This window comes from Paenibacillus sp. GCM10027630, from assembly GCF_042676305.1.
Lineage (GTDB): Bacteria > Bacillota > Bacilli > Paenibacillales > NBRC-103111 > Paenibacillus_S.
Window position 1 is genome coordinate 62,470 of the sequence record NZ_JBHTGY010000029.1, and the last position, 14,443, is coordinate 76,912.

The window sequence follows — 14,443 nt, forward strand, 5'->3', positions numbered from 1 at the left end:
ACCATCGGTACTAGAAAAAGATAGTACTTCTGAAAATCCTATAAGAGACGTAAGATGAAATCAAGAAATATTTCCCATAACCCAAAAGGAGTGCAAGCTATATGAAAAAGAACTTCTATAAAAGAAGAAATACACCCGCTTATACATTCATGGCCTGGGGTGCATTCACAATTGCCGCGATGTTTTACTTTATCGGTATATGGACTCTGGATCAAATTTTATCGGTAAAAGGCTACTATGCCGTGTGTGGAGTACTGATCATTATAAGCGCCTTCGTGCTGCAGAAGGTGATTCGTGATAATGACGAAGATCATTTCATCAGAGAACATGATTACACGCATCGCATGAGAAATACACCTGCCTTCACCTTCATGGCTTGGGGCGGCTTCATCCTGGGTATCCTGTTCGAATATGTCGGGTTATACAATCTGGAGGAGCCTCTGTATGTCAAAGGCTATTACGCTATCGGAGCAGCATTCTTGATAGTGTCGTGTTTGGTATTGCAAAAAACAATCCGTGATAATGAAGAGGATAAGATAAATCATCCTGAGTTGGAATCTGATCCTGCTTAGCATGCTGCAACAAAAATAAGCAAAGTCGACACAACCGTGATAGTGTTGACTTTGCTTACTCGTTTTCGTCTCTATTTGCGAAAAGATATCCCATTACTCTTGGTTATTATCTGCATAAACAGCCATAGCATCCCGCATAAATTGGGCTAATCCCTCACCAAAGGCGTCGATGTTTTGAGTGAAACGTTCATCATCAACATACAATTGACCTAATCCCCTGAATGCATCCAGTGAGTAGCTGCCCATTTTGTTTAACAGAACATACCATTCCTCAATGGCTGCTTGTGACTCTGCGGAATCAGGCAATCCATTGCGAAGCGGAGCCAGCTTTTTGTAGATCGCATTCATTGTTTCAGGCAACGCCTTTTGCTCTTCCTTTGACATGTTTCCCAGTTTGAGATTTGCCTGGTCAACAGCTTCATCTCCCCAACGTTCACGCGCTTCCTGCTCATAAGGATTATGGCTAAAATCAAAGCCTTCGAATTTTTCTTTGTTGGTCATTTGAATTTCTCCTTTAATATGTTGTATGGTTTTTTCAATGGTTCCGATCATGGTATCGAGCTGACTGCGTTTCTCTAGCAACAAGCTGTGGTGAAGCTCTAGTGCTTCCTTTCGATCAAATGAAGGGCTGTTAATAATTTCTTTAATCTTTTTTAAAGGAAATCCAAGCTCTCTAAAAAATAAAATTTGCTGTAAAATTTCAAGATTGTCATTCGAGTAAAGTCGATAACCTGAATCTGTCGTCTCAACCGGGACTAATAAGCCGATTTCATCATAATGATGCAAGGTACGCACGCTAATACCAACTAAATCAGCAACCTCTTTCACCTTCATTGTCCTGTTCGACCTCCTTTCAATAATCACTATAAAGTATAACGTAACGTAAGAGTCAATCAAAAAATCATGAAAAAACGGCGCTGATCTCCTTGTGAGATTAACGCCGTTTCACGGTATAGCCAAGTGTACTAATAATAAATATTAGTATGCAAGAGCAAACAAACCGTTGATATGTGTAAGGTAGCGCGCATTGCTCGCTTTTTTCATCAATGAAGCAGGCAATCCTTTAAGCTCGATACCACTTCCGCCGATAGAACCAATGCCGTCTTTACGGCCCAGGCTCGCCAAGGTACCCGAGAATACCGGATTGAAGCCTTCCATTGGGCTACCTTTGAAATTAGCTGCGATATTGGCTCCGGTAAGCTCACCCATCTGCCATGCAAGCTGTGCAGTAGGAGGATAAGGGCGACCTTCAGCTCCAAATACAACGGCACAGTCACCGGCAAGGAATACATCAGGATGGGAAACGGATTGCATGAATTCGTTAACCGTTGCACGTCCTCTATTGACTTCAACGCCGCAATTGGCAACAAGCGTGCTACCTTGTACGCCGCCAGTCCATACCAAGGTGCTAGTGTCAATCGTTCTGCCGTCCTTAAGGCTTACCGTTGGACCATTCACTTCAGTAATGGCTAGACCAGTCAAGAACTGTACGCCGCGCTTCTCTAAGCTCGTAGTCGCACGCTCAATCAAATCGGCCGAGAAGATCGGCAGGATGCTTGGCATTGCTTCTACAAGATATAGGGACACATCCGCAAAATCTACACCATTCTTACGGCAAATACCCGGCAATTCGTCCGCAAGCTCACCAACAAGCTCAACGCCTGTCAGGCCGCCGCCACCGATGACGAAAGTTGCATCCGCTTTGTTTTTGGTTTTGCTGTATTGGCTGATTCTTTCTTCAACATGCTTGTAAATCCGGTTCGCATCTATAACGGACTTCAGAGTAAAGCTGTTCTCTTGAAGACCAGGAATGCCAAAGTAATTAGTTTCGCTGCCCAGAGCCAGCACCAATGCATCATAATCAAACGTTCTGCCGTCTGACAACAATACTTTGCGGCCTTCGACATCGATATTTTCAACAGTACCGATTTTCAAATCGATATTTTTGCCTTTTAGCAATTTTTCCAATGGCAGAGCAACTGCCTTCTCATCAACATTACCCGCAGCCAGACGATGCAGCTCAGTAATAATCTGATGCGATCCAACACGGTTAATTACTGTAATGGTTGCTTCTTCTACAGTTAAGTTGGCACGAGCGGAAAGAGCACTTAACAAGCCGCCATAGCCGCCACCTAAAATTAAAATATGTTTACTCACGTTTATCCTCCGTTCCTTTGACAGGTTAATTTAGTCTTGTTTTTTTCTTTCGCCCAAAATATCGAGGTAAGCTTGTCCAAAACGAAGCATACGCTGCAATTCCGGATCCTTCAGCAGCTTCATCATGCCAAATAAGCCAATCGTTGCTTCGCTTTGCTCCGCGCGATCATTGGCCTCTATAGCGGCAGATGCATAACCTCTCACTTTTTCCTCAAGAGGCTTCACAACTTCTTGGATTCCGCCTACCATATCTTGAATAAGTACCCGGTCTGTCGCTACCTTTTGCGCCAAGTCATAAGTCTTCGTAAGCAGTGCCATCATTTCAGCAAGCTTCGGAAGTTGGTCGACCAGCATAGTTAACGCTTCCTGCACCTCTGGTTTTAACAATTGATCCAACACATCCGGCTTCATGATTCCTTGTACCGCGGAAGCTTCTTCAACAGATCTCTGAGCAGTTGTTTGTGACATTTCTACTTTCTCCTCCTTAATTCATATGCTTTATACCAGCTCGCAGCGTAAAATTGACAGTCCCTATCCTTATTAAAAATAAATAAACTAGTATTTATTATTTCGCCTTAGTGAAATTCTTCACATAGAAATTAGAGTTTGTCCTATCTAAGCTGCTGCGAACGAGTAGTAGTTTGAGACTCTATTGTACTCCCAAATGCTGCTTGCAACAAGCCGTTTATTAAATAAAATGTCTAAAAATATCACATAAATTGCATCCTCATTGTTATGCTTTGCATTTTTATCCGGAAGCATACTTCGTAACAATTTCAAAATATATGGAAACGCAGCAGCTCAGAAAATAAAGATGTTGTTTTTTTGCTATTTTCCATGCTTTTTTAATGATATCTTTTGTTTGAAAGCTTTAGAAACAACAGTATAATGATACTATTACGTCCAAGCTGCCAGGGTACAATCAGACTAATGAATTAGAGGGATTGCAATATGGATGAAAAAGACTGTAAAGTGCTGCTCATTATATTTGAAGAACAGAATTTGTCCAAAGCTGCGGAACGTCTCTACATTACCCAACCGGCCTTAACCTATAGAATCAGACAGCTGGAAAAGCAATTTCAAATGCAGATTGTGCAAAAAACAGGAAAGAATATCAAATTCACTTCTGAAGGCAAACAACTGGTCGACTATGCAAGAAAATCGTTACAGGAAGAGCAGCGGTTTAAAGAGTTAATTATTAATTTGAAAAGTGAAATTCAAGGAACGCTAAGGCTTGGAGCGTCGGGTCATTTTACGCAGTATAAGCTCGCGCCGATCCTTCAGCAGTTTATGGAGCAGCATCCGAAAATACAAATCGTTCTTAACACCACTACGAATCAAGAGATCTTTCAGGCGCTCGAGAACGGCAGTGTTCATGTTGGCATCGTAAGAGGAGAGTTCAACTGGATTGATCAGAAATATTTAATCAGTGAAGATCCTTTTTATATCATATCAAAAAAAGAAATCGAGCTGGATCATCTCCCAGTATTGCATCGAATTAATTACCGTCCCAGTACGCTCCCTCTGAATAAATTCGGTTACAAGCCAGATACCTATCTAATGGAAGTAATCGAAGGATGGTGGAAGGACCGATTTAACATTCCGCCATTAATTACGATAAACGTCAATAATTATGAAACTTGCAAGCAGCTTGTCAAGCACGGGCTTGGTTATTCTATCGTACCTCAAATCTGCTTGAATTCGGAGGATTCCTTCTATAAATACCCGATGATTTTTCAAAACGGGCAGCCTCTGGTAAGAAAAACGTGGCTTATTTACAAAGAATCCTCTCTGGAATTAAATTTAGTGAATGAATTTGTGAATTATATCAAATCTTCAAACTTGCACCGGTCCGTATATTAGGAAAACCGTCCGGAACACCGGACGGTCCTTTATGTGCGAATCCATACAATTGTGCGTTGGGAGGGAATCGGGTGTGAGATTCCGGCCGCTCTTGAAGTCCTGTTCCTTGAATTGTAGGCTTGCAGCGGTAGGAACACCAGCTTCAAAGGCGGACGCTAACGCTCCTCCATCCCACACCCATTCCCTCTCTTGTTCTACTCTCTGCTTTCTTGCTCCTTCTTCATCCCTATCCGATCTTTCAACCGGTATTCATATCCATGTACTCCCTTTACTGCAAGCTTCTATGCTGTAAAGGGAGTTCTCCCATGGGGAAGGGAACATTATAAACCCTCTCATCGATCGTGCTAATATCTTTGGGTTCGCTCCCACTCGCTCGCGGAACGTCATGCCGCTATTTGTCCTACACCCCCTCGATTTCATAAATTCACGGAACTACGATGCGTTATTTCGTCTCAAAATAGGCTGAATGCCTCATTTTAAGCAAATAAGGGATCCTCCTTCCGTTTCACTTGAATGATCACGTGTGCACTACAAAATAACGTATCCCTGTTCCTCTACCTGTCGATTTAGAGAGAATAGGGGAAGGAATTCGCAGTCAACCCTATTTGCCCAACATTCGGTTAACCCACTTATCGATCAATTAGAAAGGATACCCCTACAAAGCTTTAGTACTGTAAAGATTTTAATCATTCTATAATCTTAAAATAGAAAGCAAAAAGACCGAAGAATAATTAAATTCTTCAGTCTTTTTGCTGTTCTTATAAATTTTGAAGAAAGGCTTCCTTAGCGTTCTGAAACTCTTCTTTTACTTCTTGAAGAAGGCTTGGATTCTCAATTAAATCAAAAGCCGTTCCGGCAATAGATTTGGCCGCTAGGATTACAGCGTTATGGCCTGCCTCGCTCGTTCCGGCTTCTACCCATTCCGTAGAATGGCTGGAGGTGCCGAATGGAACAAAAGCTACGCGAAGGCAAGCACCAGGTACAAGGTAAGTTACATTGCCGAAATCAGTAGAACCTGTGCTTGAGCGCGGAGGAGATATTTCTTTAATTCCGGCTTCCTCCGCATTTCTCAACAGGAGCTGGTTCAATTTATCGACATTGACCTTGTTCTCGCATTTTTTCACCTGGTTAATCGTTAGCTTGCTTCCCGTCGCCAGAGCTGCACCTCGCGCTGCATTGTACACCCGCTCCAACACCGTATCCAAATACGGACGATCTGCAGCCCGCACATAGAACTGTGCTACAGCCAGATCAGGGACGATATTGGCCGCGACTCCTCCGTTCGTAATGACTCCGTGCATCTTCACATCAGGACGAACATGCTCACGCAAGTATTCAATGGCATTGAAGGTCATTAGAATACCGTCCAGAGCGCTAATTCCTTTCTCCGGGGCTACAGCAGCATGAGCAGCCTTGCCCTCAAAGACGAAATCAATTAAATTCATTGCGAGCGATTTACCGTCCACTGTTGTACGGTCGCCTCCATGCATCATTAAAGCAACATCAAGATCGTCAAACAGACCGGCTTTGATCATGGGCAATTTGCCGCTGGTCGTTTCCTCCGCCGGGGTACCGTACACAAGTATTGTTGCAGGCATATCACCCAAATTTTGCGATAATGCAATCGCCGCTCCTATTATAGAGGAGGCTTGCAGGTTATGCCCGCATCCATGGCCTAATCCTGGCAAGGCATCATATTCACACAGCAGACCAATTCTTGGTCCGCCTCCTTTATGGGTATAAGTTGCAATAAAGGCCGTTGGTAAAGCTGCCACGCCCTGCTCGACATGGAAATGATGAGCGGCTAAGGTGCGAGTTAACAGCTCTACCGCTTTAAATTCATTGTTCCCTAGCTCGGGATTATCATGAATGAAATCATTAATATCGATTATTGAGTCCCGCAGGTTATCAACTGAAGCATATATAGGTTGTTTGGACTTACTCACATGCACTACCTCCAAAAAAAACATTCTATATTAATTATATAAATGACAGGCAACGAATTGGCCGTTTACTTCCTTTAAAGCAGGTTTATCCGTTCGGCAAATGGCCATGCATTCGCTGCACCGTGGATGGAATGTACAACCGGAAGGCGGATTCGCCGGGCTAGGCACATCTCCTTGCAATACGATTCTTTCCTTCTTGATCAGAGGATTTGGAATGGGCACAGCAGACAGTAAAGCTTTGGTATACGGATGCTTCGGATTGCTAAAAAGCTCATTTTTATCCGAAAGCTCGACAATTCTGCCTAAATACATGACACCAATCCTGTCGCTGATATGCTTAACCACGCTCAAATCATGGGCAATGAATAAATAGGTTAATTGAAATTGCTCCTGCAAATCTTGAAGCAAATTAATAACCTGGGATTGAATGGACACATCCAGCGCAGATACCGGCTCATCGGCTACAATGAGCTTGGGCTTCAACGCCAGAGCCCTTGCAATCCCTATGCGCTGACGTTGTCCGCCGCTAAATTCATGAGCATAACGTTTGGCATGGTAGCTGCTTAAACCTACAACATTCAACAGCTCTTCAACCTGCCGGTCCACTTCTTTCCCATGGGCAATGCCATGAATTTTTAGTGGCTCCGCAATAATGTCCCCTACAGTCAGACGCGGATCGAGAGATGCATAAGGATCCTGGAAAATGATTTGCAAATCTTTGCGCAGCTTTCTTAATTCCCCGGAACTCATACCCACGAGGTTTTTTCCCTCATAGAGCACTTCTCCCTCGGTAGGTTGAAGAAGCTGAAGAAGCGTTCTCCCTGTAGTCGATTTACCACAGCCGCTTTCGCCCACCAACCCAAGCGTTTCACCTTTATAAATATTGAAATCAAGTCCGTCAACCGCTTTGACATGATTGACAGTTCGACTGAAAAGCCCCTTTTTAATAGGAAAATATTTTTTTAAGTTTCTTACTTCAATTAGCGGTTTTGTCATTACGGGTCTCCCCCTGATGGTATGAATGAAGCCAGCAACGGCTGTAATGTCCTGTTTCGACTTCTTCCAGCTGTGGAGCATCTTGCCTGCACTTGTCCATGGCAAATTCGCATCTGGGGGCAAACGAACAGCCTTGCCGTAAGCTGCCTGGAATCGGCACATTTCCTTTGATGGAATACAGCCTCTTTTCTTCCGAGTCCAGCGTAGGGATCGATTTCATCAAACCTTGGGTGTAAGGATGCTTGGGATTGGTAAAAATAGTGATGACATCCCCCTCTTCCACCACCTTGCCGCTGTACATAACTACAACACGGTCACACATTTCAGCTACAACGCCTAAATCATGGGTAATCATCATGATCGCCGTATTTTGCTCCGCTCTTAATTTTCTCATCAAATCCAGGATCTGTGCTTGAATGGTTACATCCAATGCCGTAGTTGGTTCATCCGCAATTAACAGCTTAGGCTGGCAGGACATAGCCATAGCTATCATGACACGCTGTCTCATACCGCCAGAGAGCTGATGCGGATACTCATCCACAATCTGCTCCGGCCTTGGAATGCCGACCAGCTTGAGCATTTCTACCGCGTGAGCCCTTGCTTGTGACTTGCTATAGTTTAAATGAATCTCCACAGATTCACCGATCTGCTGACCTATTGTGAACACCGGATTTAATGAAGTCATCGGCTCTTGAAAGATCATCGCCATTTCATTGCCGCGAATTTCTCTCATTGATGCTTCCGGAATCGATAAAATATTTTTACCGTTAAACTCAATCGACCCTCCTACTACTTTCCCTGGAGTTAGCCGCATGGTTGTAAGAGACGTTACACTTTTACCGCAGCCGGATTCACCGACTATGCCAACCGTTTCGCCCTCATATATCGTGATATCTACCCCATCCACAGCAGGAACAACACCCTCATCGGAATAAAAGTAGGTTTTGAGTTCTTTAATCTCCAACAGCTTCTTCTTCAATGTTTACCCTCCTGTATAACAGAGTTACTCCGCTTAGGTCCACTTCACTTCACTACACTTCGATCACAGCTTCATCTTCGGATCCAAAGCATCCCTCAGCCCGTCGCCCAGCATGTTAAACGCCAATACCATGAACATGATAGCAAGTCCCGGGATAGTGCTTACATGCGGAGCTGTCCGCAAATATTCGCGCCCCGTGCTCAGCATAGCCCCCCATTCTGGTGTAGGAGGCTGTGCGCCCATGCCCAGAAAGCTTAGCCCGGAGGCCGTCAAAATAGCTGTAGCAATACGCAGCGTGGAAAGAACTATAATAGGAGCAATACTGTTTGGAACCACATGCTTGAATATAATGAGTGCATTGGTTGCTCCCATCGCTTTCGCCGCTTCGATGTACTCTTTATTTTTCACTGAAATAACCGCGCTTCTGGAAATACGAGAGAACGTCGGCACTGAAAAAATACCGATTGCTATCATAACGTTGATCATGCTTGGTCCCAATACGCTCACAATGGCTAAAGCCAACAGAAAGCTTGGAAAAGCCATGAAAATATCCATGATCCGCATAATTAAAGAATCAATATATCCCCCGAAGTAACCGGAGATCGTACCTAAAGCGACACCGAGGATGACAGAGATAAAAACACCGACAATCCCGATCATCAATGAAATCTGGGCTCCGTAAATGACCCTTGATAAAATATCCCGCCCGAACTCATCGGTGCCGAACGGATGGCTCCATGTCGGAGATTCCAGCATGATCTGCATGTTTTGAACGAATGGATCGTAAGGAGCAATCCAACGCGCAAGCAGAGCGACAATTACAAAGATCGTGACCATCCATAGTCCGACCATAGCCCGTTTATTTTTTTTGAACCGGCTCACCATCATTTGCAACGGCGAACGTGGCGTATAGGATTGCTCGAAGGGGTTGCTTTCAACTTGTGATACCGATGCTGACTGACTCATGAATTTGCTCCTTTCTTAATCGTATCTAACCCTAGGATCGACTAAGCTGTAACATAGATCGACGATCAGGTTCACTATGACAAATATGGTCGCGATAAAAAGCACTGTTCCTTGAATCGCCGGATAATCACGAAATTGTATCGATTGAATCACGTAACGTCCTAACCCATTCATAGAAAAAACAGTCTCAGCTAGTACCGCCCCTCCCAATAAATGACCAAACTCCAAACCAATGATCGTAATAATCGGGATTAAAGCGTTTTTCAAAGTATGCTTATAGATGACTGCTTTTTCCCTGACCCCTTTGGCCCGAGCCGTACGAACAAAATCTTGATGAATGACTTCCAATACGGAAGATCGGGTAAGACGAGCCAATATAGCGGAAGAAGATAATCCAATGGCAAGCGCCGGAAGAATAAAATACTTAAACCCATCGCTGCCTCCGGAAGGCAGGATACGAAGATAATAGGAAAAAATTAAAATTAACATGAGTCCCAGCCAAAAGACCGGCATCGAAATGCCAAATAATGAAAACATCATGGTAGCATTATCCCGGATGCTATTAGGCTTGGTGGCTGAGAAAATCCCTGCGAAAAGCCCAACAATAATCATAATGATGATAGCCATAACCGTAAGCATAATCGTGGTCGGGAATCGCGTAAGAATTTCTGTCAGCACCGGCCGGTTGGAACGCAGCGAGGTTCCGAGATCACCTTTGGCCAAGCTGACCACATAGGTTCCGTATTGCACATGCAAGGGCTGATTTAATCCGAGGCGGTCACGAACCATGGCAACGTCTTCTTCAGTGGCGTCATTGCCGGCAACTAGCCGGGCTGGATCTCCCGGAACAGAATGGATCAGAATAAATACAAGAATCGATACCCCAATCAAGGTAGGAATCATTTGCAGCACACGCTTTATAATATAGCTAAACAACCTGGCGCCTCCTTTACAAGAATAGAATAGGGGGATACTAAAATCCCCCTATTCTACTAAAGCTTTTTGTTATTTTTTCACAACATCACGAAGGATAAGCCGCTCGTTATTCCAATTGTAAACATTGTCAAGATTGCTCTTATAGCCTGATGTTTGTTTGTAATCGAGCAGGAAAATCCATGGTGCCTGGTCCTTGATCAGCTTAAGAGCATCGCCGTAAACCTTTTTACGCTCATCCAGATTGGCCGTTTTCATTCCTTTATCAATTAATGCATCGAGATCAGGATTGGACAGCTTCGAGTAGTTGCTCGCGCCCTTCGTCATCAGGATCGGTCTCAAGCCCCAGTCCGCATCATTCGTAGAAGTACCCCAGCTGTTCAAAGCCAGATTGAATTCAGCCTTCGGATCACGGGTTGCTTCCTGGAATGCGCCGAACTCCCATTTACGATATTCGACTTTAAATCCTACTGCCTGAAGGTTGCCTTGAATAAATTCGGCAATTTGGCGATCCATCAAATAACGGCCGTCCGGCGTCCATAATTTTAACGTTGTTCCCGGCGCAACTCCTGCTTCTGCCAACAATTGCTTCGCTTTCTCGGGATCGTACGGGTATGCACCTACAGAGGAGTAACCCCAAACCATATCACCAATGGCCGCTTCAGCCACTTTGGCTTGGCCTGACATGATTTTCTTAACAATCGTTTCCTTATCTACCGCATAGTTGATCGCTTGACGTGCTTTTACATTATCGAATGGCGCTCTTGTTGTATTAATAGACATGTATAGATTTCTGGAGCTTGGCTCCACATTGATTTTAATTTTGTCGTTTGTTTTAAGACGATCTACATCTGATGTAACAACTGGGACGATAATATCCGCTTCACCGGTTTCAAGCATGATGGAGCGTGCGGAATTTTCAGCTACTGTTTTGAACGTAATGGTTTTCATCTTCGGTTTATCTCCCCAATAATCGGGATTAGCCTCGAACACAACTTTGTTTCCTGGAACCCATTCCTTTAATTTATAAGGACCGGCGCCAACAGGAGATTTACCAACATCTTTCCCCTTCTCTTTCACGTTCTTAGGACTATGAATCCCGCCGTTTGTATGTGCAAAGGTAATCAACGCAGGGCCGAACGGAAATTTCAAATCAAAGCTCACTTGATATTCGCTATCGACATTAACTTTATCGATAAACTCCGCATATAAAGAGTAGCGGTTCAGCTTATTATCCTTGTTAATAACGCGGTCAAAGGTAAATTTCACGGCTTCTGCATTAACAGGTGTGCCGTCTTGAAATTTCGCCCCTTCGCGAAGCTTGAATGTGATCTTCTTTCCATCAGGCGATGTGGTCCATTCTTTAGCCAATTGAGGAACAATCGTATTGTTTTTATCCAAGGTAACCAGCTTATCGAACAATAGCTCGTTAGCATTATTGGATATACCGTCACTTGTATCTTGAGGATCCAGCGTAACCGGCTCAGAACCAAGGGCAACAACCAGATCCTTAGAGGCACCGGCGCTGTCTCCTCCGGACGGAGCGCTGCTACATGCAGAAATGAGAAGCACAAAAGCCAAAATGAGTAATAATGAAGTCTTTTTCAAAACAATTTCCCCCTCTTCAACAAATATTTATATTAAAAGTAAAATGACCGAATTAAGCAAACTCGTGGATCACTGCAGCGACCATCTTGATACCATAAATATAATCGCTTACCAATATATTTTCATTTGGTGCATGTTTCCGAGAATCTCCGTTTCCAACACCGAAACCAACTGTCGGAATACCGAACTGCTGACAAAGCCGGTACATCGGACCGGAGCCTGGATTCATCAGCACCTTCTGAGGAGGTTTCCCGCTTACTTTTTCCGCAGCCTGCATTACTTTAATGACAAGCGGATGACCGGGATCTGTTTTAGCGGCTCGCGTTCCTTTTCTGGCAATGATTTCGATGTCCTCAAAGCCATGACGGTCCAAGTGCTCTCTTAAGAGCCGCACAATCTCCTCAGGATCTTGATCGGGAACCAAGCGGAAGTCCAGCTTAGCTCTTGCCTCGGAAGGCAGCACCGTTTTGGAACCTTCCCCCGAATAGCCGGAATAAATACCGCAAATATTGCATGTAGGCTGAAAAATAAGCTTTTCCTTCAATGGTGTTCCGGTTAAATTCAACAAAAATTGATCTAGCCCGTATCTTTGCAAGGTTTCTTCTTCCGGGTAATCCATCGACTCCAGAATGCTTCGCTCTTCATCTGATAGTTGTAATACACGATCATAGAATTTGTCTATTAAAATTTTCTCTTCCTGATCCTTCAAGGTGCTTAATGCCCAAACCAACCGCCAAGCGGGATTCTCGACAATGGCAGCATTCAAGGAATGCATATCCGAGTTGGCGCCTTTTACAGCCAGTTCGATATACAGAATCCCCTTTGTTCCCATCTTAAGCTCGATGCTTTTATCCGAATAAATAATGCCATTCTCCCAAATGCACAGATCAGCTTGCACCTTATCCGGGTGATTCTCGATAAAATCAGGGAGATTTATGCTTCCCTTCTCTTCCTCCCCTTCCACAATGAATTTCACATTGATGGGGAGCTCGCCATACACCTGCTGATAAGCATGAATTGCACAAATGCGTGCCATTAGGGCTCCCTTGTTATCTGCGGAACCTCTGGCGGTTAGTACATCATCATGAATTTCCGCTGCAAACGGATCATAATGCCAGGATTCGATAGGGTCTTCCGGCTGCACATCGTAATGATTGTAAAATGAAATCGTTTTCTTATTCCCCGAAAAAAAATGACCATACACAACCGGGTGTCCTGTCGTCGCAATTATTTCTGTGGAACCGCCTTGCTGCTGCAAAAATTCGGCAACCATCTGAGAGGCTTCCTGAATCCCTCTGTTTTGAGTAGAAACGCTTGGTATTCTACATAATTCCTGCAGCCATTTCACATACATGTCTTGATGTTCATCGATATAACGGTATACGAGTTCCATATGTGTCCTCATCTCTGTATTTCTTGGAAGAAGTGTGTCTTGGACAGTCTTCTTTCTCTCGATCCCCTCCGTTTAAAGATTGACAGATATACTTTGTAAACTTCTTGTAAAAAGTATAGCATCCGATTTATTGAATGTATAATTTATAATTTTATCAGTTATTGATAAAATTTTTTGTTAATAAATCTATTCTTTATCTATGGGATGTTGTAAATTATCCTTATAATAATCAAATACCAGATTTCCGTTAGTCGTTTTTACACCGTAGAAAATGTCAGACAGCTTCTTTCCTTTCTGATCGATTTGATTCATCAGCCACTGCTCAGACAAATTGTTTTCCAATAAGTTTTCCTTCATCATTTTCCCATCCATAATAACTTCAATAGGAAAGCTTGTTGTACCTGAATGAACCAGATTCATATCTTTTTTGATTAATGCCAGATACTTGTCCTTCTTCCTTACGGACAGCTTTCCGTTAGTTTCCAGAATCGCATAATCAACCTCTTCGATATTGAATACATCCTTTTCTCTTAAGGATTGATTGAGAGAATCCAGTGTATAATGCAGCTTTCTCATATTGTCTTCAAGTATTTTTCCTTTCTCAATGATTACAGTGGGTCCTCCGGACACCCATTTTCTTGTATTCGGGAACTTGAGCGCTACCACAGACATGATATAGGATGTTAGAGTAAAAACAGCAAGCGATAGAATAAAATACCAGGCTTGTATCTTCTCGTTGAAGGCCAGATTTGCTGCCACTGCTCCCATAGTTATACCTGTCGCAAAATCATGAAAGGTCATATTAGAGATCGTCTGTTTTCCTAATATTCTTGCTATTAACAATAATGCTGCAAATGCTAAAATCGTTCTTCCGAATATTTCAATACCTTCTTGCATGATTGAATCACCTCACTGAACAGCTTTACCTTTGAAAATGGATTTTATTCCAATTGAGAATACACGGTATTGCCTTTGTTCTAACCATAAGCTCCATACTTTCTGTGCTCTTAAGAAATTGTTAAGGTATACC

Annotated in this window: 13 protein-coding genes and 1 pseudogene; 3 read left to right on the forward strand and 11 right to left on the reverse strand. The window is 43.4% G+C overall.

The window, feature by feature from the left end; all coding sequences use genetic code 11:
* Positions 1-101: 101 nt before the first annotated feature.
* Both ACFQ0C_RS13115 and ACFQ0C_RS13120 read left to right on the forward strand, forming a co-directional pair.
* Positions 102-314, forward strand: a pseudogene (locus ACFQ0C_RS13115) (YiaA/YiaB family inner membrane protein); the annotation flags it as partial.
* Between the two features lie 30 nt (positions 315-344).
* Positions 345-572 carry a YiaA/YiaB family inner membrane protein gene (locus tag ACFQ0C_RS13120; RefSeq protein WP_379367482.1) on the forward strand — a complete coding sequence of 76 codons (228 nt, stop codon included), beginning with the start codon at positions 345-347 and terminating at the stop codon, positions 570-572.
* A 93-nt stretch (positions 573-665) separates the two neighbouring features.
* Here ACFQ0C_RS13120 and ACFQ0C_RS13125 read toward each other — a convergent pair whose 3' ends face one another.
* The 3 genes from ACFQ0C_RS13125 to ACFQ0C_RS13135 all read right to left on the reverse strand — a co-directional run bounded on the left by ACFQ0C_RS13125 (position 666) and on the right by ACFQ0C_RS13135 (position 3,197).
* Positions 666-1,406 carry a MerR family transcriptional regulator gene (locus ACFQ0C_RS13125; protein ID WP_379367416.1) on the reverse strand — a complete coding sequence of 247 codons (741 nt, stop codon included), beginning with the start codon at positions 1,404-1,406 and terminating at the stop codon, positions 666-668.
* Between the two features lie 144 nt (positions 1,407-1,550).
* Positions 1,551-2,729: an NAD(P)/FAD-dependent oxidoreductase gene (locus tag ACFQ0C_RS13130; protein ID WP_258216707.1), complete on the reverse strand. Its 1,179-nt coding sequence runs from the start codon at positions 2,727-2,729 to the stop codon at positions 1,551-1,553.
* 30 nt (positions 2,730-2,759) lie between these two features.
* Positions 2,760-3,197: a DUF1641 domain-containing protein gene (locus ACFQ0C_RS13135; RefSeq protein ID WP_258216708.1), complete on the reverse strand. Its 438-nt coding sequence runs from the start codon at positions 3,195-3,197 to the stop codon at positions 2,760-2,762.
* Between the two features lie 483 nt (positions 3,198-3,680).
* Between ACFQ0C_RS13135 and ACFQ0C_RS13140 the strand changes: the two genes are divergently transcribed.
* Complete coding sequence (locus ACFQ0C_RS13140; protein WP_258216709.1) at positions 3,681-4,592, forward strand: LysR family transcriptional regulator; 912 nt, start codon at positions 3,681-3,683, stop codon at positions 4,590-4,592.
* A gap of 758 nt (positions 4,593-5,350) precedes the next feature.
* Here ACFQ0C_RS13140 and ACFQ0C_RS13145 read toward each other — a convergent pair.
* From ACFQ0C_RS13145 to ACFQ0C_RS13180, 8 genes are all read right to left on the reverse strand, one after another.
* On the reverse strand, positions 5,351-6,538 hold the full coding sequence (locus ACFQ0C_RS13145) for a M20 family metallopeptidase (protein WP_379367419.1): 1,188 nt from the start codon (positions 6,536-6,538) through the stop codon (positions 5,351-5,353).
* Between the two features lie 30 nt (positions 6,539-6,568).
* The gene (locus ACFQ0C_RS13150; protein ID WP_379367421.1) at positions 6,569-7,534 is read right to left on the reverse strand and encodes an ABC transporter ATP-binding protein; all 966 of its coding nucleotides are present in this window, start codon (positions 7,532-7,534) and stop codon (positions 6,569-6,571) included.
* Positions 7,515-8,513, reverse strand: coding sequence for an ABC transporter ATP-binding protein (locus ACFQ0C_RS13155; RefSeq protein WP_379367424.1), 999 nt, complete (start codon positions 8,511-8,513; stop codon positions 7,515-7,517). Before ACFQ0C_RS13155 ends, ACFQ0C_RS13150 begins: the two co-directional genes overlap by 20 nt.
* A gap of 63 nt (positions 8,514-8,576) precedes the next feature.
* Positions 8,577-9,479, reverse strand: a complete 903-nt coding sequence (gene nikC, locus ACFQ0C_RS13160) for a nickel transporter permease (protein ID WP_258216713.1) — start codon at positions 9,477-9,479, stop codon at positions 8,577-8,579.
* 15 nt (positions 9,480-9,494) lie between these two features.
* Entirely contained in the window at positions 9,495-10,415 is a 921-nt protein-coding gene (nikB, locus tag ACFQ0C_RS13165; RefSeq protein WP_379367426.1) for a nickel ABC transporter permease, read from the reverse strand.
* Between the two features lie 69 nt (positions 10,416-10,484).
* Positions 10,485-12,020 (reverse strand): glutathione ABC transporter substrate-binding protein, encoded by a 1,536-nt coding sequence (locus tag ACFQ0C_RS13170; RefSeq protein ID WP_379367428.1) that lies wholly within the window; start codon positions 12,018-12,020, stop codon positions 10,485-10,487.
* Positions 12,021-12,072: 52 nt separating this feature from the next.
* Positions 12,073-13,413, reverse strand: coding sequence for a M20/M25/M40 family metallo-hydrolase (locus ACFQ0C_RS13175; protein WP_258216716.1), 1,341 nt, complete (start codon positions 13,411-13,413; stop codon positions 12,073-12,075).
* A gap of 186 nt (positions 13,414-13,599) precedes the next feature.
* Entirely contained in the window at positions 13,600-14,310 is a 711-nt protein-coding gene (locus ACFQ0C_RS13180; RefSeq protein ID WP_379367431.1) for a DUF421 domain-containing protein, read from the reverse strand.
* Positions 14,311-14,443: the final 133 nt, after the last annotated feature.

Excerpts from the sequence above, each read along its gene's own strand:
- ACFQ0C_RS13120 (WP_379367482.1), top strand. The coding sequence starts at position 345 with ATGAGAAATACACCTGCCTTCACCTTCATGGCTTGGGGCGGCTTCATC.
- ACFQ0C_RS13125 (WP_379367416.1), bottom strand. The coding sequence starts at position 1,406 with ATGAAGGTGAAAGAGGTTGCTGATTTAGTTGGTATTAGCGTGCGTACC.
- ACFQ0C_RS13135 (WP_258216708.1), bottom strand. The coding sequence starts at position 3,197 with ATGTCACAAACAACTGCTCAGAGATCTGTTGAAGAAGCTTCCGCGGTA.
- ACFQ0C_RS13140 (WP_258216709.1), top strand. The coding sequence starts at position 3,681 with ATGGATGAAAAAGACTGTAAAGTGCTGCTCATTATATTTGAAGAACAG.
- ACFQ0C_RS13150 (WP_379367421.1), bottom strand. The coding sequence starts at position 7,534 with ATGACAAAACCGCTAATTGAAGTAAGAAACTTAAAAAAATATTTTCCT.
- nikC (WP_258216713.1), bottom strand. The coding sequence starts at position 9,479 with ATGAGTCAGTCAGCATCGGTATCACAAGTTGAAAGCAACCCCTTCGAG.
- ACFQ0C_RS13175 (WP_258216716.1), bottom strand. The coding sequence starts at position 13,413 with ATGGAACTCGTATACCGTTATATCGATGAACATCAAGACATGTATGTG.
- ACFQ0C_RS13180 (WP_379367431.1), bottom strand. The coding sequence starts at position 14,310 with ATGCAAGAAGGTATTGAAATATTCGGAAGAACGATTTTAGCATTTGCA.